The 20,079-nt window shown below is 44.2% G+C and carries 16 protein-coding genes; 11 read left to right on the top strand and 5 right to left on the bottom strand.

The genetic code is table 11. From position 1 onward, the window contains the following. Positions 1-2 precede the first annotated feature (2 nt). Positions 3-710, bottom strand: a complete 708-nt coding sequence (locus A3IE_RS22185) for an OmpA family protein (RefSeq protein WP_020396193.1) — start codon at positions 708-710, stop codon at positions 3-5. A 256-nt stretch (positions 711-966) separates the two neighbouring features. After that, on the bottom strand, positions 967-2,337 hold the full coding sequence (locus A3IE_RS0113710) for a FimV/HubP family polar landmark protein (protein WP_026154944.1): 1,371 nt from the start codon (positions 2,335-2,337) through the stop codon (positions 967-969). A 378-nt stretch (positions 2,338-2,715) separates the two neighbouring features. Between A3IE_RS0113710 and A3IE_RS0113705 the strand changes: the two genes are divergently transcribed. From A3IE_RS0113705 to A3IE_RS0113670, 7 genes are all read left to right on the top strand, one after another. After that, complete coding sequence (locus A3IE_RS0113705) at positions 2,716-4,392, top strand: hypothetical protein (protein ID WP_020396191.1); 1,677 nt, start codon at positions 2,716-2,718, stop codon at positions 4,390-4,392. Positions 4,393-4,548: 156 nt separating this feature from the next. After that, positions 4,549-6,090: a hypothetical protein gene (locus A3IE_RS0113700; protein ID WP_020396190.1), complete on the top strand. Its 1,542-nt coding sequence runs from the start codon at positions 4,549-4,551 to the stop codon at positions 6,088-6,090. Between the two features lie 394 nt (positions 6,091-6,484). Beyond that, a complete protein-coding gene (locus tag A3IE_RS0113690) occupies positions 6,485-7,618 on the top strand; it encodes a branched-chain amino acid ABC transporter substrate-binding protein (protein WP_020396188.1) in 1,134 nt (377 codons plus the stop codon). 102 nt (positions 7,619-7,720) lie between these two features. Further along, positions 7,721-8,638 (top strand): ABC transporter permease subunit, encoded by a 918-nt coding sequence (locus A3IE_RS0113685; protein WP_020396187.1) that lies wholly within the window; start codon positions 7,721-7,723, stop codon positions 8,636-8,638. Beyond that, positions 8,638-9,918, top strand: a complete 1,281-nt coding sequence (gene livM / locus A3IE_RS0113680) for a high-affinity branched-chain amino acid ABC transporter permease LivM (protein WP_020396186.1) — start codon at positions 8,638-8,640, stop codon at positions 9,916-9,918. The genes A3IE_RS0113685 and livM overlap by 1 nt, the downstream gene beginning before the upstream one ends. Continuing rightward, positions 9,915-10,832, top strand: a complete 918-nt coding sequence (locus A3IE_RS0113675) for an ABC transporter ATP-binding protein (protein ID WP_020396185.1) — start codon at positions 9,915-9,917, stop codon at positions 10,830-10,832. The genes livM and A3IE_RS0113675 overlap by 4 nt, the downstream gene beginning before the upstream one ends. Beyond that, entirely contained in the window at positions 10,829-11,545 is a 717-nt protein-coding gene (locus tag A3IE_RS0113670; RefSeq protein WP_020396184.1) for an ABC transporter ATP-binding protein, read from the top strand. The genes A3IE_RS0113675 and A3IE_RS0113670 overlap by 4 nt, the downstream gene beginning before the upstream one ends. A 383-nt stretch (positions 11,546-11,928) precedes the next feature. Here the strand turns inward: A3IE_RS0113670 and A3IE_RS0113665 are convergent, their stop codons facing one another. Continuing rightward, positions 11,929-13,416, bottom strand: coding sequence for a sulfatase family protein (locus A3IE_RS0113665; RefSeq protein ID WP_020396183.1), 1,488 nt, complete (start codon positions 13,414-13,416; stop codon positions 11,929-11,931). A gap of 268 nt (positions 13,417-13,684) precedes the next feature. Here A3IE_RS0113665 and A3IE_RS0113660 point away from each other — a divergent pair, with 268 nt between their 5' ends. Continuing rightward, the gene (locus tag A3IE_RS0113660) at positions 13,685-14,680 is read left to right on the top strand and encodes a Gfo/Idh/MocA family protein (RefSeq protein ID WP_020396182.1); all 996 of its coding nucleotides are present in this window, start codon (positions 13,685-13,687) and stop codon (positions 14,678-14,680) included. Positions 14,681-14,691: 11 nt separating this feature from the next. Continuing rightward, positions 14,692-15,885 carry an AGE family epimerase/isomerase gene (locus A3IE_RS0113655; protein ID WP_020396181.1) on the top strand — a complete coding sequence of 398 codons (1,194 nt, stop codon included), beginning with the start codon at positions 14,692-14,694 and terminating at the stop codon, positions 15,883-15,885. Here A3IE_RS0113655 and A3IE_RS0113650 read toward each other — a convergent pair. Together A3IE_RS0113650 and A3IE_RS0113645 are read right to left on the bottom strand one after the other, a co-directional pair. After that, positions 15,882-17,240 (bottom strand): sigma-54-dependent transcriptional regulator, encoded by a 1,359-nt coding sequence (locus A3IE_RS0113650; RefSeq protein ID WP_020396180.1) that lies wholly within the window; start codon positions 17,238-17,240, stop codon positions 15,882-15,884. The genes A3IE_RS0113655 and A3IE_RS0113650 overlap by 4 nt on opposite strands. Beyond that, entirely contained in the window at positions 17,237-19,138 is a 1,902-nt protein-coding gene (locus tag A3IE_RS0113645) for a sensor histidine kinase (RefSeq protein ID WP_020396179.1), read from the bottom strand. The genes A3IE_RS0113650 and A3IE_RS0113645 overlap by 4 nt, the downstream gene beginning before the upstream one ends. Positions 19,139-19,406: 268 nt before the next feature. On the opposite strand from A3IE_RS0113645, the gene A3IE_RS0113640 reads away from it, so the two are divergent. Together A3IE_RS0113640 and A3IE_RS20745 are read left to right on the top strand one after the other, a co-directional pair. Further along, entirely contained in the window at positions 19,407-19,721 is a 315-nt protein-coding gene (locus A3IE_RS0113640) for a hypothetical protein (RefSeq protein ID WP_020396178.1), read from the top strand. Positions 19,722-19,791: 70 nt separating this feature from the next. Beyond that, positions 19,792-20,079 (top strand): hypothetical protein (locus tag A3IE_RS20745; protein ID WP_211206831.1); only part of this gene is annotated, 288 nt, incomplete at its 3' end.

The following is a 20,079-nucleotide window of genomic DNA, read 5'->3' as shown; positions in this document are numbered from 1 at the left end:
AGTTATTCCTTCAAAACCGTTAATTCAACGCGCCGATTCTGGATAGCACTGGGCTCTGTTTGATCAAGTGGGCGGGTAGCGCCGTAGCCTTTTGCGACCAGCCTTTGTGGTTCTATGCCCTTATCAATTAAATATTGTGTAATAGTCTCAGCACGGGCCTGCGTTGCCGCCATGCGCCCCAACGCTGTGCCTTGTTGATTGGTATGTACACCAATTTCAACTTGAGCGTTTGGGTAGTGTTTAAGTTGTTCTACTAATTGATTTAAAACGGTAAAAGATTCTTCATTCAGTGTAGCCTGAGCATAAACGAAGCTGATTTTGCTTAAGTCTTGTTGCTCCAATGGATGGGTTTTGTTTGTTTTAACAGGTGCATCAAAGGTTGCTGGAGCTAGCTTTACGAGGTTCTGTGAACTAGGCACATAGTTTGCGTCACGTACGCCTTTGACAGATTCGACCGTATCTAAGATGTCGGAAAGTTTGCTTGAATCATTGATCGCACCAGTTAAAATCGCATCGCGTCCCTCGAAACGTAAATTAACAACGGGCAAACCGGCTTGGGATAAAGCCACTCGCGCTTGTTGGGCAAGCTGAGTTTCAATAGCCGAACGCTTCCATTGAACTGCCCAAAACGTCAAAGGTAGCGTAATGACTAAGGCCAAAATGAATAGGCGTGTGAGAATACGTTTTTCTGGTAATGTAAAGGCTGACATAACAAGCTGCTTCCCGCTTAAATCAAAGCCCGAATATAAATCATTCAGTGTTGAGTTGGAGTAGGCGCAGTACATTTATTTGCATTCATAAATTAGGATTAAGCCTAATGTACGAAGCAGCCATGTTTTAAGCTAATAGCGTAAGTATGGGCGAGGAAGTTTGAAGGATTAGCTGCTAAATCAAGAGCAGAACTCTCTATAAAATCTCGAAAAAGCTTAACTTTAGCAAGCTAAGCTATTAGTTATTCATCGTTTTTTAGGACAAGAACGATAAAATCTCCCGTGCCTCTTGCTGCTGTCTCATACCACCTTCTTCCAGAATTTCGCGCAATAAGGGTTGTGCCGCAGAGGCATCACGTAAATCTAAATAAGCACGTACCATATCCAATTTGATGGCAGCTTCAGGATTATCGTCATTCGCCGCAGCAAGCTGCATATCGGCCAAGGTGCTTTGGTCGGCTGTTTTAAATACCGCTTCCTGCTCAAGTGATCTGGTTGCAAGAGCAGCTTGAGCCGTTTCCTGAGGGGCTAAGCTTGGCGGTTTAGGATTATTCGCTTTAGGGATTGGGCTGGGTGTAGCTAATGGCTGAACGTATGGCTTGCGGCCTAACCACCAAGCTAGCGGAATCAATATTAGTGATGCACCCCATAACCACCAAGGCGCACCACTCGTTTGTTGACTGCGACTGAGTTCAGCATTTGCTAAAGCTGCGCGCACTAAGAGTAAATCTTTATTGGTGGTATCTAATTGGTTTTGTAGGGTTGGGACTGAAGCGGCTTGTTGCTGTGCGGTTTGTAGTTGGTCTTCGAGTGTTTTCTTTTCAGCTAAAATTTGTTCATTAGTGGCAGAAATATCTTCAAATTGTTTTTTTAAAAATGCTACATCGTCACCACCCTCAGCGGGCTTACCTGCTGCTAATTGCTCTTTTAATTTTTTATTTTCCGTCAGTAATTCTTCATTCGCCGCTTCAATGCTATCTAATTGTTGAGCTAAGGCATCTGCATCCACAGTGGGGGTATTGGATTCAGTCGTTGTGTTGGGTGTGGTGCTTTGTTCTTGAGTTTGTTTAAGTTTTTTATTTTCTGCCAGTAATTCTTCATTCGCCGCTTCAATTTGATCAAGCTGTTGCTTAAGAAATTCTACATCGTCCCCACTGGTCGTTGCTGCTGGCGGTGGTTCAGACACTTGAGTTTGTAGCGCTTTGAGCTGAGCCTCTAATTCAGCGATCCGTGTTGCCGTTGGACTTTCTACCTTAAGCTGGGTATCTGCTGTTTCTTGTGTGCTAGTAGGCGCAGTAGGTTTAGCAGGCTCTGGCGTTTTAGCTTCAGCGTTGTATTGTAACTCACTTGGCAGGGAGTCGAGAGTCGGTAATTTAAGCTCTTTGCCAACAATCAGTTGATGGAAGTTATTTTCTTTAAAGGCTGTTGGATTTGTTTCCAACAAATAACGCATTAATGCCTTACGTTTCGGATGATTTGGATAATGTTTAGAGACAATACTGCCGAGCGTATCCTTAGGCTGAACTTGAATCGTAGTGCCTTCCGCCAAACTGGAGCTGCTAGCTAATAGCGCTAATAAGCCTGTCGCCAACATCAAAGGGGAGATTTTAGTGATTTGTTTCATCATATGGTCTTTCATCCCATCCAGTGATGTTTAATCCATGAGGAGGTGGTGGTGGCTTACTCCATAGCAATCAAGGGCTTGCTTGGGATTGAGCTAGAATCAATTCATGTTCCAAGGAAATACTATGTTCAGTTGTAGTTAAGTGCAAGGATGTTGGTCGATTTCTATCAAATCTAGCCTCATTTCAGGCTATTAACTCAGGCTAGTTGTGTAGAGTGTGCAACGGAGTGGTTTAGCGGCGGTAGCTAGCCTTTGATCAATAAAACAAAGCTCGGCGATTTGCGCTTATCTAAGAATGGTTTACACCTTAGGGCTTGAATTATAAGCTGGCTGAATGGCTCTCCGGCTAATTACAATAAAAACCGAATACAGCGAAGCATTATGTCTGAACAATTATTTGATCTCGTTATCACGGGGCACGATTCTCATAAAACAGATGAAGCCTTAGTAAGCGATCTGCTTGACCTGCTCAATGACCATAGTCCACAGCTGGAATACAAGTTGTCGGAAGCTTTGTTGTTCAGTAATAACATGGTAGCGATTCGTGAGCGTATCAATATTAAGGAAGCCAATGCACTGCGCCAACGTTTAAATAGTCTTGCGGTGCACAGTGACATTCGTCCCACCTTGCAGGTGATGGCTAAACCTATTGAAGCAGCAATATATACCTGTCCTGCTTGTGGTCATCAACAAACAAAGCAAGAAGAAGGCTATGGGCGCTACGATGTGTGCGAGGCTTGTGGCATTGTGGGAGAGCGCTACAATCAAAAGTTGCGTATGCAAGAGGTGATGATCTCTGAGCGTCAACGTTATGAAAATGAAAAGTCGAAAAGTATCCTAGATGCTTTGGCTCAGGCTAAGTTGGATGAGGAAAATCGTTTACGTGAGGAAGCGCGTCGACGTTTAGGCTTATTACCACGCTCCAATAAAATGCTAAAGATCATTGCTGGAGCCATCGCTGGCTTGGTTTTTGTGGCAAGTTTTGGCGTGTTTTACTCTCTAAAAAATAAACCAGATACGGAAGCTAGTGCTGCAAACGTTGAGTCGCTAAAGCCGCTGGTCGATCAAGCCTCCATAAATCCTGCCGGTGTAGTTGGCCCTGAAGGTAAACAAAGCTTGGTGACTATTCAAGGTGGTAATGTTTCCCCTGAAGCCGTCGCTGCTTTAATGCAAGCGGGTGAACACAGTCCCCTTAAGACGCCATCAACTCTCAAGGAAACGGAGGAAGAGCGTCACACAGCTGTCACTAATACTAATGTAGAAGCGAATGAGGCCTCTCAAGGTACAGCAGTTTCAGAGGCTAATGTTAAAGCTAAGGCTCAAGGCAATTTGGCTGCGAAAGGCGATTCTTTGGCTCAGCCTCAGCCTGCACTTGGGGAGGCTACTCCGTCTATAGAGTTAGTGAAAATTCTGAAAAATAATCAGTTATTAGGCACTAAGCACACCGACCTTTCTTTGGTTAAACAACGTGAGCGGGTTGCACAATTATTAAAACTTGGCGAGAGTGATTTGGCTGCGTTGGTGGTGGAAGAGGCTTTGGATCCTTATCACGCCAGTGTATTACTACTCGATATTGCGCAATGGGAGTTACAAAATCATGCTGAGTCAGCAGCGCTGCAAAAGCTTGATCTTATTCAAAATTTATTGAGCAAAACGCGCAATATCGATCAGCAAGTCTTAGTGTTGGGCGTTCTGAGTCATGCGCAACAGCTCACGAATCAACATGCCAAAGCTGCTGCCAGTTTAGCCAGTGCTATTGAAAAAATTCGTTCTTTGCCTAAGCGTTCTGTGCAGGCTGATTTATTGGTGCAATTAGCCCAAGCGCAGGCACTATTAGGCAATGCTAAGACAACGCGCCAGATTTTAAAAATAGCTGAGCCCTTACTAAGTCACAAAGCGACACATTTTGCTTATTTTATTGCAACTTATATGTTGATTGGTGATCTTGAGGTCGTGAAAAAGCAGCTTTCTGCTTTGGAAAATTTGGCACAACGTGAAAAATTAAGCGCTGTCATCAACGATTTGGAGAATCCACTTGCCCAGGGCAAAACGAGGTAAACTGGCATGATGAGACGTTCCAGAAAAATACTTGTGCGTAGTTTTTGTTTGTTTTATTTGCGCTTATCTAAGAAAAATTTACAGTCTGCTACTTAAGTTATAAGCTTATTTTTACCATTGCTTATTTATAATAAAAACGAATGCATATCACGGGCCATGCCAGAACAACAATTGTTTGATCTTGTTATTACGGGACACGAATCCCACAACGCTGATGTTTCATTAGTGCGTGGGATTCTTAATCTACTTAATGAACAAAGTCCTGACTTGGAATTGAAGTTGGCAGAAGCGCTGATTTTTAATAATAAAAAGCTTGTGATTTGCGAGCGCACAGGGATTAAAGAGGTTAGTGCCTTACAGCAACGTTTGGCTACATTGGCCGTAAAAAGTGAGATTCGCCCTAGTGTTACGCTCAAGCCCGCTCCCCTAGCTACAGTTTATATTTGTCCAGCCTGTAATCATCAACAAGCCAAAAATGAAACGGAGAATGGACGCGATACTTGCGATGCTTGTGGTATCGTGGGGGAGCGTTATAACCGTAAGTTGCGCTTACAAGAAGTCATTCATCGTGAGCGTCAGCGTTATGAAGCCGAAAAGTCTAAAACAACACGTGATGCAGGCGCTCCAAATCCTTCTCTCAACGATGAGGAAGGTTTGTTGGCGGAGGCTATTCGTCAAACAGGTCTATTACCTAAGCGCTCTCTGAGTCTGAAAAAGATTATCTTAGGTGCAGCAGCAAGCGTCGCGTTGGGGGGAGGGTATTATGTGACACAAATGCAAGGTGCTTCCATTACTTTGCCTGTCGTTGAAACAGCGAATAAGTCACAAGGCGTGGCTGGTCCTTCAGGCACGGCAAGTACGCCAGTGGCTACAGTAACGCCTAAGCCCGTCACTACGGAAAAAAACACTACAACAGTCGCTAGTGCTACTACCACGAATAATATTGAGCCTCCACCCAAAGGACCCACATTAGCCTCTAACAAAATGTATGCACCCAGTGAGACTTTGCTGAGAGCGTTTGCTGCTTTGGAAGAGACCAAGTCACTCCATGCCTATGTAAGTACCTCGACTACACCTTTTGGCAAAGATCGGCAGCGCGTACGTCGTTTGTTGAAAATGGGAGAACGGCGTTTGGCGGAAACTATTATTGCTTCGGTTAAAGAACCCTATCCCCATTCACTACTTTTGTTGGATGCGGCCATTTCAAATATTCAGCGTGGTCAGTCACAAACAGCCCAAGAAGTCCTAGCAGAAATGCAAACTACTTTGACGGATACCGTGGATACCACCCAGCAAGTGTTGATTATGGGGGCAATCAGCAAAGGCTTCTTGCTCATGGGCGAAAACGATCGTGCAGCCGCGATGTTAAAGCAAGCGATGGAACGTATTCATACATTGCCCAAAGGTAGTGCTCAAGGCGATTTATTAGTGCAGTTTGCCAATGAACAAGCTTTATTAGGCAATGCCGAAACCACTCGAAAATTATTAAACGAAGCTGAGCAGCTATTATCTGATTCAGGGTCGGGTATCAATGCGACAAAAATGGCGCAGATTATTTCGGTCTATGCTTTAGTGGCGGATTTTGCCGAGGCCAAAAAGCGCTTGGCAAAAGTCGATGATCCAAGTAAGCGTGAAAAACTATCCGCCTTGATTGCGGATATCGAAACTAAGTTGGAATGGTGGACAGCCGACGAATAATGTAGTTTTGCTTCTGTTCTTAGCTATTATCCTCCCATCCAATGCCTGTCTAGCTCAAGCGTGTAAAAAAACATGCCTCTGTTTCAAGTAGTTAGCCTCATTTGATTTCTGGCGTTATCAGCTAAACTTTTATCGTAGTGACTAAAAAACTTACCTGAAGCATGATGTGAGCTTGAATCTTGCTCTGTTGGTATTTGAAGCACGAAATCCGCACTAAAACAATAATTTAGTTATGTTTTTTAGCTGTGTTACGGCACCAAACTGGTTCACCGATACTTTGTTGCAAAAATATAACAAGTTAGGATTGCTATCCGCACGCATAATCTGGTTAGATTGTACTAAGGCGATAATCTGTTGCCTTTTACCTAATCTTTTATGATACGAGGATGTTGTCATGATCGTGAACAAATTGAAGAAGATTGCTCCTTTAGCGGTACTGGTAACGGGCATTTTAGCCGGTACATTCGCTAATGCAGCCGATGATGTAATCAAAATCGGTCTAGCAGGGCCACTGACTGGCTCGAATGCTGCATTTGGTGAGCAAATGCTGAAGGGTGCTGAAGCAGCAGCCAAAGCAATTAACGATGCAGGTGGTATTGATGGTAAGAAGATTGAAGTTGTAAAAGGTGATGATGCTTGTGAGCCAAAGCAAGCCGTAGCGGTGGCTAACCGTTTGGTGGATAGCGATAAGGTTTCAGCGGTTATCGGTCATTTCTGCTCCTCATCTACGATTCCTGCCACAGAGGTCTATGCTGAAGCGAATATCCTTTCTATCACTCCCGCTTCTACCAACCCGAAAGTTACTGAGCGTGATATGAAAAGCGTGATGCGTACCTGTGGTCGTGATGATCAGCAAGGTATCGTTGCGGCTGAGTATATGATTAATAAGCTGAAAGCGAAGAAGGTTGCCGTCATTCACGATAAAGATACTTATGGTCAAGGCTTAGCGGATGCGGCGAAGGATGCTTTAAATAAAGCAGGCGTTAAAGAGGTGCTGTATGAAGGTTTGACGCGTGGCGAGAAAGACTTCAATGCATTGGTAACCAAGATTAAAGCAGCCGAAGCGGATGTGGTTTATTTCGGGGGTTTGTATAGCGAAGCCGGTACACTTTTACGTCAATTACGTGAACAAGGGTCTAAAGCGGTGTTCGTATCAGGCGATGGCATCGTATCGGATCAGATGGTAACAGCAGCGGGTGGACCACAATTCACCGTAGGTGTGCGTCATACTTTCGGTCGTGACCCTATGACTATCGCCGAGAGTAAGGCGGTTGTTGAGGAGTTCAATAAGGCGGGGTATAAGCCAGAAGGCTATACCCTGTATTCTTATGCTTCTATGCAAGCGATTGCTGAAGCGATGAAAGCTGCAAAAACAACCGATGGCGATAAATTAGCCGATTGGTTGAAGAAGAATGGTGCCAGCACGGTTATGGGTAAGAAGGAATGGGATGACAAGGGTGACCTGAAAGTGTCCGACTATGTTATCTATCAATGGGATAAAGACGGCAAGTACAAAATGGAAGAGTAATACTCTTCCTTGGTAAGCCCAGTCTCTATGGCCTGTCATGTTTAGCATGGCAGGTCTCGCCGCAGTACCCCCTTACTTCTTAACATAGCTAGGTGGTTTACAATGGACTTCCATATCCTAGGACAACAACTCGTTAATGGCCTTGCGCTTGGCTCAATTTACGGCCTCATCGCAGTCGGCTATACCATGGTTTACGGCATTATTGGCATGATTAACTTCGCTCATGGCGATGTTTATATGGTCTCTGCTTATCTTACTGCTATCTGCTTAGCCATTTTATCGTATTTCGGAATGGTTTCTCCCTTTTTCTTAATCGTCATTACTTTAATTGTCACCGTATTTTTTATTGCTCTCTATGGTTGGAGTATAGAGCGCATCGCGTATAAGCCGTTGCGTAATTCCCCACGTTTAGCCCCGCTTATCTCGGCTATTGGCGTTTCTTTGGTTTTGCAAAACTATGTGCAAGTGAGCCAAGGTGCAAAAACCCAAGCGGTTCCCACGATTTTACCGGGGGCATTCCGTTTTGGAACAGAAACAGAGTTTATACAGATTACTTATATTCAAGTATTGCTGATTATTGTGTCCTTCATCAGCATGGCGGTATTGACCTACATTATTCAAAAAACCTCCTTAGGGCGCCAATGTCGTGCTGTGCAACAGGATGCAAAAATGTCCGCGATTTTGGGTATTAACACCGACCGCATTATTTCCACGGTTTTTATTATTGGGGCAGCGATGGCCGGTATCGCAGGGGTCTTAGTCACCATGAACTATGGCTCCTTTGACTTCTCCGTTGGCTTTATCACTGGGGTTAAAGCGTTTACCGCAGCCGTGTTAGGCGGCATTGGTTCTTTACCCGGTGCGATGCTGGGTGGCATTATTTTAGGGATGTCGGAATCGTTATTCTCAGGCTTTGTGAATACCGATTACAAAGATGTCTTCGCATTTTCTTTATTGGTGCTAGTATTAATTTTCCGCCCAAGTGGTTTATTAGGTAAGCCTTTAGTGGAGAAAGTCTAATGCTATTTACTAATCCTAATGATCCGCCGATACTTGCGGCGCTTAAAGATTCTTTATTTGTTGGCTTAATTGCCTTTCTGGTTTTTGCGCCAATTTCGGGTATGGTGCTAGATGGCTATGGATTTAATTCCCATCTTGAGCGGCCTGCGATTATGGCGGCCATTGTATTTGCAGGGCGCTTTATTTATCAGTTTTTGGCAGGAACTAGCTTTGGCAAAAACCTCATTGCTAAATTTGCCGCAAGCAAAGCTAAACCAGGCGTCTATGTTGGGCAATCGGATGGCTTGAAATACCTGAAATTTATTCTGCCAGTTTTATTTATAGCTTGCTTAATTTTACCCTTTTTCCTCGATAAATATTGGCTGTCCGTTGCCACCCTCGCCATGATTTATGTGCTATTAGGCTTGGGCTTGAATATTGTGGTGGGATTGGCTGGTTTGCTAGATTTGGGTTTTGTGGCGTTCTATGCAGTGGGTGCTTATACCTTTGCCTTGGGCTCGCAATATGGCATCGGTTTTTGGACAGCTATCCCTTTAGCGGCTATTTTAGCGGCAATGGCAGGCGGCATTTTAGGCTTCCCCGTATTACGGATGCATGGCGATTATCTGGCAATTGTTACATTGGGCTTCGGTGAAATTATTCGCTTAATCTTAAATAACTGGATGGAAGTGACGGGTGGTCCAAATGGCGCACCTGCACCGAACCCCACATTCTTAGGGATAGAATTTAGTCGCACGGCCAAAGAAGGCGGCGTACCTTATCACGAGTTCTTTGGTGTCACTTACAATCCTGCCGCTGAGTATATTTTCCTTTATATTGTCTTGTTCTTAGTGGTTTCCTTGATGATTTTTTTCTTTAGTCGTTTACGTTCTATGCCTATGGGTAGAGCGTGGGAAGCCTTACGCGAAGATGAAATTGCCTGTCGCTCCCTAGGCTTGAATCACGTCATGGTGAAACTCAGCGCTTTCATGATGGGCGCTATGACTGGCGGGGTAGCGGGTGTGTTCTTCGCAGCACAACAAGGTTTCGTGAACCCAACTTCCTTCACTTTCTTTGAATCAGCGTTGATTCTGGCCATAGTAGTTTTGGGCGGTATGGGTTCTGTGGTCGGGGTGGTGTTAGCTGCTTTAGTGCTGACCATTTTGCCAGAAACCTTACGAACCTTTGCCGAATACCGCATCTTAATCTTTGGTATTTTGATGGTTGGGATGATGTTGTGGAAGCCACGAGGACTAATTCGGATTCGTCGACCCTATTTTAGCCGAGGAGACAGCAAATGAATGCCGAAACCTTAGCTACAAACGGTGTTGTAGGAGAAAGCACTCCAGCTTTATTGAATGTTGATGGTCTTACCATGCGTTTTGGTGGGATCATTGCCTTGAATAATGTGAGCTTTACCGTCCAGCCACATTCTATTACTGCGCTGATTGGCCCCAATGGCGCTGGTAAAACGACCGTTTTCAATTGCGTGACAGGATTTTACAAAGCCACTGAAGGCAAGCTCAGCTTAAATGCGGGCGGTAAACAAACGGACTTACGTAAGGTTTTGGGTGAGCGTTTTCAGTGGAGTGATTATGTAAATCCCAAGGCGTTTGGTGAGCGTCTGTATTACAAAGCTTTCGGTGGTTCGCATCGCGTGGCCTTGGCAGGGGTGGCACGTACCTTCCAAAATATTCGCTTATTTCGCGAGTTAACAGTGGTCGAAAATTTGTTGGTTGCCCAGCATATTCACCTCGACCGTAATTTGATTCGTGGCACGTTGCGGACAAAAGGCTATCGTGCCTCGGAACGCAAGGCGTTAGAAACGGCTTATCATTGGTTAGATGTAATGAATTTGACGGAGGATGCGAATCGTTTAGCCGGTGAGTTGCCTTATGGTAATCAGCGCCGCTTAGAAATTGCGCGTGCTATGTGTACTGAGCCGAAATTAATTTGCTTAGATGAGCCAGCAGCGGGTTTAAATCCGCGTGAAACGGAGGATTTGAGTAAATTAATTCGCAAATTGCGTGATGAGCATAAGGTGACTGTGTTGTTGATTGAGCACGACATGGGTTTGGTTATGTCCATTTCAGAACATATTGTGGTGTTGGATTATGGACAGGTGATTGCTTGTGGATCGCCAAAAGAAATTGAAACCAATCCTAAGGTATTAGCGGCCTATCTCGGCACAGAAGCAGAAGAGGTGGTGTCATGAGCGAATACATGCTAGAAATTCAAAATGTTGACGCTTTTTATGGACCGATTCAGGCCTTGCGTAATGTCAGTATGAATGTTACCGAAGGTCAAATCGTGACGTTGATTGGCGCCAACGGTGCGGGTAAGTCGACTTTGCTAATGACTATTTTTGGTTCACCACGTGCTGCCAAAGGTACGATTAAGTTCCAAGGCAAGGATATTACCCATATTCCCATGCATGAAGTCGGACGTTTAGGCATTGCCCAAGCGCCGGAAGGTCGGCGTATTTTTCCGAGTATGAGCGTGGAAGAAAACTTGTTGATGGGAATGATGCCGATTGGTGAAGCGCATATGGAGGAGGATCGGGCGAAAATGTTTGCCATGTTTCCCCGTCTCCAAGAGCGCCGTAACCAACGTGCGGGAACCCTCTCAGGCGGTGAACAGCAGATGCTGGCAATTGCACGTGCTTTGATGAGTCGTCCAAAGTTATTGCTGTTAGATGAGCCTAGTTTGGGGCTTGCTCCCCTCATCGTTAAGCAAATCTTGAATTCTCTTAAAGATATTGCAGCACAAGGTGTAACGATTTTCTTAGTGGAGCAGAATGCGAATCATGCCTTGCGTTTGGCTGATCGAGGTTATGTGTTAGTGAATGGAGAGATTCGTTTATCAGGAACGGGAGCAGAGTTGTTAGCTAATCCCGAGGTAAGAGACGCCTATTTAGGCGGTCACTAAAGATGAGGAAAATGGTATGTATCATACTTACAAAAGCGCTATAGCCGCTTTGATTCTAACCAGTTTCGCAGTAATTGCACCCTTGAATACCGCTGAGGCTATTGTCGCGCCGCCTAAGCCTTGGCCTCATGGTAATAAGCCCCCCGTGGTTAGACCAACACCGCGACCTTGGCCACCTCGCCACCCTCCTGTAAGACCCACGCCAAGACCTCGGCCACCTATTTATAATCATCCTCCGGTAAGGCCAAGACCCATGCCTAGTCATCCTTGCCGCGTTAATCCCTATCCACCCTGTTATGGACCGATGAGATAGGCTTGCTAATTTAAGCGACGGTAGTTCCTGAAAAGGCACTTAAATAAGTGCCTTTTCAATTAAAAAATCGTTAATTAGTTGGTAGATAGTAGTTGTACCATTCTTTTTCAATACTATTTAAAGGCTGATTAGGAACACCCGGTCTTTTTAAACTAGCTGCCCACCCCTCAAGTTCACTTTTCATTTCATTAGCAATTTCTGGACGTTGTGAGATCAGATTTGTTTTTTCTATATCGGTAGATAAATCAAATAAATACTCGTTTGTGCTACCTGCTTTGATATATTTCCAATTATCTTTGCGAACGGCAGATTGATTCCAGAAGCGCCAAAATAAAGAGCGATTTATTTTTGTATTAAAGTTGTTTAAATAGGGAATAATGTTGACTCCATCCATAGTGCTTGAATCAGCACCTGCTAAGCTGGCAGCCGTTTTCGTCGCATCTAAAGTTATGATGGGTTGTTCATAGACTTTTCCTGCAGGTAAATGACCTTTCCAGCGCACTATATAAGGAACTCTTATACCGCCCTCTGTCAGCATACCTTTTTCACCGATCCAAGGGTTATTTAATGAGCCATCCCAGTTGCCATCATCAACGGCTAGAATGGGTAAGTCTTCTTTTTTAATAGCTAAGGGGGCGCCATTATCACTCATAAAAAAGATAATAGTCTTTTCATCGATGGCATTATCTTGCAATGTTTTTACTATTCTTCCCACACCCTCATCAATTGCCGCTAACATCGCCAAGGCATAACGGCGTCTTTCTGGCATGGATTCTGGAAACATAGAAAGGTATTTTTGTGTAGCTTCCAATGGGGTATGAGGGGCGTAATAGGACACATAAAGGAAAAACGGATCAGTTTTGTGCTTATTAATAAAAGCTACTGCAGCATCACTCACTACATCTACCCGAAAACGATTATCGACAATGGCCTTGGGTTCAAAGCTATTGCCAGCAAGGTCAAAATTGGCGCGGTAATTGTTTAAATAGCCATAAAAGTATTCTTGAAATCCCTTGGATTCGGGGAAGTATTTAATCTTTTCAGATAAAGGAATATTCGCGAGGTTAAAGGGCTGCGTGGAGCCAGGTGCATAAGTTTGTTGGTACCAAATTTTTGAATTGCCATCGAGTTCAAGGTGCCATTTCCCAGCCATTCCGGTTTTATAACCAACACTCACTAATTTCTCTGCCAATGTTGGCTCATCTTGCGGCATCGGTGTGTAGGCATTGTCATCAGTACCAAATTTCTGCTGATAACGACCGGTCATTAAAGCGGCACGTGAGGGGGTGCATTGGGGGGCTGTTGAGTAGCCATTCGTCATTTTAATGCCACTGGCTGCAAGCTGATCAATCGCAGGAGTTTTAATATCGCTGACTACCCCTTGTGTGCTTAAGTCAGCATAGCCATGATCATCGGTATAAATAAAAATGATATTAGGTTTTGTAACTGGTGTGGGGGGAATAGGTTCAGGCGTTGTATCATCGCTGCTATTGCAAGCGCTAATAAAAAATATACAGAATAGTAGTATAAAAGATTTTTTTGCCAGCTTGATTTTCATAAATTAGCAACTTGTGTTGAGGAATACATTAATTTAGTTGTTGTAACATGCCTGAGCTTTTTTTCAAGCTTTTAAGTATTAATTAAGACCTATCACAACAATGATTCAAACTGAGATTGGTGTTCAGAGCCAAGATTGAAGACATAGATAAAGATCGCCTTAGCCGATTTATAGTTATGCTTATTAAGCAATTTCGCCAGTGCTAGTAAGGCTTAGCTTGCACTTGTATAGTAAGCCTTGATACCACCACAGCAGTTAAGGATAAGTCATGATTCAATTCGGTCTAATCGGTGCTAGTCAAATTGCCCAATTCGGCGTGATTCCTGCGATTCGAGCGCAAGCCGATGCGCGCGTATTATCGGTTTTTTCCAGTCATCCTGAGCGCGGTAAAGCCTATGCCGAAACCTGTCAAATTCCCAAAGTATTTAATAGTTTAGATGAATTGCTGGCGGATCCTGAGATTCAAGCCGTGTACATCAGTACTACCAATGAATTGCATCATGCGCAAACCTTGAAAGCAGCGCGCGCGGGCAAGCATATTCTGTGCGAAAAACCCTTGGCGATGAGTCTTGCGCAAGGGCGCGAAATGGTACAAGTGTGCCAAGAAGCCGGTGTGGTATTGGCGACGAATCACCATTTGCGTAATGCCGGAACCTTAAGAAAAATTCGTGAATTAATTCAAACGGGTGCAGTCGGCAAGCCTATTGCAGCACGGGTATTTCATGCGGTTTATTTGCGTGAAGACTTACAAAGCTGGCGTATTAATAAGCCTCAAGCTGGTGGGGGGGTGGTATTAGATATTGTGGTGCATGATGTTGATTTGCTGCGCTTTTTATTGAATGCCGAGCCGATTGAAGTCACCAGTTTTTCCCAGCATTTTGGCATGGGTGAAAATGTGGAAGACGGTTCGATGGCGGTGTTTCGTTTTGATAATGGCTTATTGGCACAAGTACATACGGCTTTTACTGTGCGTTATGCTGGTAATGGCATCGAAATCCATGGCACGGAAGGCTCGATTATTGCCAAAGGTGCCTTACATCAGTCATCGACGGGCGAGGTGCTGCTGCGTAATGCGCAAGGTGAGCAAGTGATTGAAACCGAATCAGCCGATTTGCATGCGGGCGGTGTAAGGCGTTTTCTCGATGCGATTCAAGGGAAAGGAATGCCCGCCGCAACTGGCGAAGATGGCTTACGCTCGATGGCAGCGGCCTTGGCCTGCTTAGAATCGGCACGTATGGGTTGTAAACAGGCAATTATTATTTAAAGGATAAAATCATGGTTGTGCCACAAGTTGATTTTTTTAGCCGCGATTTTTTAGAGCAGCATATTCGTACCACAATCCAGTTTTATGAACCGAATGCAGTGGATGAAGCGGGTGGATTTTTCCATTTTTTTCGAGATGATGGCAGTGTGTACAACCAGTCGACACGGCATTTAGTCAGTAGTACGCGTTTTGTTTTTAACTACGCGATGGCGACTCATTATTTTGCCGATTTGAACTATGCCAACTGGGTACAACATGGCATTGATTTTATTGAGCGCCAGCATCGCCAAGAAACTACCGGTGGTTTCGCGTGGTTACTAGACAATGGCGTCACCACGGATGCCACCAACCATTGTTATGGCTTGGCGTTTGTAATGCTTGCCGGTGCATGCGCTTATCGTGCTGGTATTGTGGATGGTGAAGTGTTGCTGTCGCAAGCGTGGGATTTGATGGAGCGCTATTTTTGGGACGAACCATTTGGTCTTTATCGTGATGAAGCCAATGCCGATTTCAGTGTCGTTGCACCTTATCGTGGGCAAAATGCGAATATGCACGCTTGTGAAGCATTACTATGGGCTTACGAGGCAACAGGTGACGAACGTTATTTAAAGCGTGCGTCAACACTCGCAAAAAATATTACCTTGCGCCAAGGGGCTTTGGGTAATGGGTTAATTTGGGAGCACTATGATCCACAATGGCAAATAGATTGGAATTATAATAAAAATGATCCGAAAAATTTATTCCGCCCATGGGGATTTCAACCCGGTCATCAAACTGAATGGGCGAAGTTACTGTTAATTTTACATCGTCATCAGCCGGAAGACTGGCAAATCGACAAAGCACGCTTTCTGTTTGACACTGCCCTAGAAAAAGCATGGGATAAAGACTATGGCGGCATTTGTTATGGCTTTGCGCCCGATGGCTCTATTTGTGATGCTGATAAATATTTCTGGGTTCAGGCAGAAAGTTTCGCCGCCGCTGCTTTATTAGCGCACGCGACGGGTGAGCAACAATACCGTGAGTGGTATGCGCGTATTTGGCAATATAGTTGGCAACATATGGTTGATCATCAATATGGCGCATGGTTTAGAATCTTAACGCGCGATAATCAAAAATATGATGAGTTCAAGTCACCGGCAGGCAAAACCGATTATCACACGATGGGCGCCTGCTATGAGGTCTTACGCTCGGGTATAATTCATTAACCAAACTCATATTTTTTAATCAAACGATACACATTGCGCTCGCTGATCCCAAGGGTGCGAGCGACTTTGCCGCGGTGGCTATCATATTTTTCTAATAATAATCCCAAGTAATGTTTTTCTAATTCTTCTAGAGTCGGTGTATCCTCAAAGCTCATTTCAACACCTTTTATAGCACGCTGAGGTCGATTGAATTGTATGCTGGTCATATCACTTAAGGTAATATGCTCAGGTAAAATTAACGCAGATTCTCCCGATAAAATAATCGCACGTTCTACCATGTTTTTTAGCTCACGAATATTACCCGGCCAGAAATAATTAATTAATTTCTTTAAAGCCTCATCACTCAAGTGTTTATTCACGCGACGTGAAAAATCATGGTTGCTTATAAAATGATTGACTAAAGCGGGAATATCTTCTTTACGCTCGCGCAAGGGTGGAACGACAATGGTAAAAGCATTAAGGCGATAAAATAAGTCGGGACGGAAAGTGCCTTCACGTGACATTTCTAATAAATTGCGGTTGGTGGCGGCAACAATACGCACATTTGCAGTTAAATCACGTGTCCCACCCAAACGACGATAATGCCCCGTTTCTAATACTCGTAATAATTTAGCTTGAATTGGTGGGCCAATTTCACCAATTTCATCTAAGAATAAAGTCCCACCTTCTGCACTTTCAATCAAACCTTTCTTTTGGCGATCTGCGCCTGTGAAGGCCCCCTTTTCATGGCCGAATAGTTCAGACTCAAATAAATTTTCGTGCATGGTGCAACAGTCCAGCGCGACATAGCCATGCTTAGCAACTTGGCTACGCTCATGAATTTCTCTTGCTACTAATTCTTTACCGACCCCACTTTCACCTTGAATTAAGACTGTCATATTACTAGGCGCAACGGCACTAATCATAGCCTCAACACCCTTTAAATTAGGGCTTTTACCGACCATAAAAGACTTGCGCTTTTGTACTTGTTCTTTTAAATAAAGAATCTCTTTTTTCATATTATGTGTATCAAGCGTTTTACGAATGACTAGCTCTAATTCATCTAAATTTGTGGGTTTTAATAAGTATTCGGCCGCACCAGAACGCATGGCAGTAACAGCCTCTTTAACACTGCCATGCGCAGTAATAATAATAACAGGATACTCACTCACTAGCTGCGGTAAAACATCTGTGCCATTTACATCGGGTAATTTACAGTCTAAGAGAATTAAATGAAAATCATATTGTTGTAAGAGACGCTGTGCCTCAGCCCATGAATGCGCACTTTCTGCCGAGTAACTCATTTTTCTGAGTTGTCCCACTAATAAGCGATTTAGTGTTGTATCATCATCAATTACCAAAACAGAGTGCGTCATATATTGTCCTTATGCTGTGCGTCAGCGTCAGGGAAGCTAAGAATAAATAAGGTTTTACCTGGGTTATGGGCTGCAACCGTTAATTCACCTTGATGTTGGTGTGTTAATGCTAACGCTATCGTCAAACCCAAGCCAGAGCCTTTCTTTTCATCCGAGCGGCGGCTAAAAAACGGATCAAAGATATAAGGTAGATTTTCTGCCGGAATACCTACGCCCGAATCTTGAATATGAATCTGAATATCGTCACCTTTCTTTAAGCTAGCCACTTTAAATTCTCCACCTTGCGGCATGGCATGAAACGCATTTTGTGCTAAGTTTAAGATAATCATCCTTAGATCATTATCAGCAGCTAAAATGCGTAAGGGCTGCTCGGACAAATTTAAAACCTCAGTAATGCCTAATTGTTCGCGCTCAAAGCGTAGTAACGATAATGTTTCGCGAATGACAGTATTAACTTCGACTAACTCAGGATAATTACTGGCGAGGGTACCCATTTTCATAAGGCGATGGGTCACCGCCAAACATTGCTCAACCTTTTCATCGACTAGGCGCAAATAATCTTTTAGCTCAGTCGTATCTTCTTGCGAATCACTTAAAATTTGATCGCTAGCCTGTAAGGCAATACGCACTGAAGCTAATGGATTATGGATTTCATGGGCGACGCCAGCCGCTAATTCGCCGAGTGAGGCTAGTTTTTGCTCATGTGAGTATTGCACGGCTTTTTGCAGATCGCGCACGGCTTCAACCACTAAAAAATCGCCATTCATTTCAGTCGCCGTGGGTAAGCGTGCAGCATAAACCTCGGTGGGTAACACACTTCCATCTTCACGCTGCAAGTGCTCCATAAATTTTAAAGTGCGAGTTTGTGTGTGCAATTCATGAACGGGGCAGGTGCGTAGCGAAGGAGGGCAGGGAGTTTCCCGTTGATAAGTAATTTTGTAGCAAGGTTCATAACGCAGTTCTTGAGGGGAATTGACCCCAGTTTGATCGGCATAAGCATTATTGGCGGCAATAATTTCATATTTGTTATTAATGACTCTAACACCATCAGGAATAGCATCAATCAAACCTTGCAGGAATTGTTCGCGGTGTTTCAGGATACGGTGATTTTTTTGTAGGGTTTCAGCCATTTGATTGAAGGCGAAAGCTAAATTTGCCATTTCATCTTTGCCCCCATTCAAAGGAGCGCGTGCAGTCATGTCGCCTTGTGAAAGTGCTTGGCTCGCAGAATCGAGGGCAGCAACTGGCTTAAGAATATTTCTCTGCATAAACCACCATGCTGCAACCGCACTAAACAACATGGCAATTAAACCAGCCCCCATCAACATTAAAATATTAATTTGGCCCTTTCTCTTAATGGGCTCGGCATCGTAATCGACAACCAAAATGCCGTTAACGGGATGTTTACTAGCTTCACCATGACAGGCCATGCACTCAGCTTTATTGTGTACGGGATGAAACGTGCGTAGTACCTCATGACCGTTAGCCGGAGCAATAAAGCGTGTTGACGCTTCGGTGGGTGGTTTTTCTGCGCTACAACTAGGGCAAAAGTCACGAATCATCGTGGGGTCGGTTGTGCCAAGGCGGCTAGTGTCTGAGGCGAAACGGATTTCGCCACTAGGGTTTAAAATTAATACATCACGAATGCCGGGCTGTTTGCCTAAATCGCTGACAATTTCTTGCAGACCAGTGAGGTCACGCCGCAACATAGAGCGTTCTAAGGACGATTTCAGTAATAAACTAACTGATTCAGAGGCTTGGGTGCGCTCGTCAGCGATTTGCTTGCTATAAAAAAAATAAAAAACAAATAAAAAACTCAGTGACACCAAGCCTAATACACTAAATAGAAAGATTAAAAATCGACGACTTAGATTATTGCGGCCAAATAATGCGGTCATAGTTTGTGAGTGCGTAACGCCAACACTGGCAATGTCATCATACTAAGTGATTCGCCAACAAACTGTTTTGATCTATGTCGTGTCTGACAGTTTGTCATTGATGCGTGTGCCAAACTGGCAGAAAAACCACCTAAATGCTGTGTGATTTTAGGCTTTATCCTAAGAAAATCACTTTTAATCATAAGCTTATTCATTTAGTGTTTATTTGGCATAGTTTCTGCTCTTAGGTTTTACGATTAGAACGACAACGATCACGGAGATGATCCACATGCGCGGTCAAACATATATTTCTTTATTGCTAGGTACAACACTCTTACTCACAGTTGCTGGTAGCAGTTGGGCGCAAGATGTCCCTTATGTGGCAGGTACTAATCCTTCGGAGCGTCCTGCGAATGCCCCTGTGATCACCGAGTTAGTAAGAGATCAGAATTGGTTGCCTTATGCCTTAACCGGTGTTTCTCAGCCTTTCCCTGCCTCATTACGATTTTTAGAAAATCAAGGCAATTGGTTTACACCTTTTAATCACCCCGGCATGTTATCGCGCTATGATATACGAGGCTGGCATGCCAAAAACACGCAGTAAGCGTTTAGTCGTGTTAGTCAGATATCTATAAAATTTAAGTCGTTAACAAGGATATTCAAGGAGAGTTTCAATGAAGTTATTTAACAGAAAAGCTTTAGCAGTCGCAGTGGGCGCGATGCTCCTTTCTCCGATGGCTATGGCTGAAGGCGCTGTTGGCATGGAAGATGTGACTAAACAGTGGGTATGTACTTCAGATGGGGCTATAGATGGTAAAACTCAATGCACCCAGTGGACACGTAAAGGCTTTGGTAGTGCTCAGACAGGTATGAGCGGCATGTCAGGCATGGGTGGTATGAGCGGCATGTCCGGAATGGGTGGCATGAGCGGAATGTCAGGCATGGGCGGCATGGATGGTATG

Origin of the sequence: Thiolinea disciformis DSM 14473, assembly GCF_000371925.1 — a bacterium.
GTDB classification, from domain to species: domain Bacteria; phylum Pseudomonadota; class Gammaproteobacteria; order Thiotrichales; family Thiotrichaceae; genus Thiolinea; species Thiolinea disciformis.
This window is presented reverse-complemented; position numbering and strand designations above follow the sequence as displayed.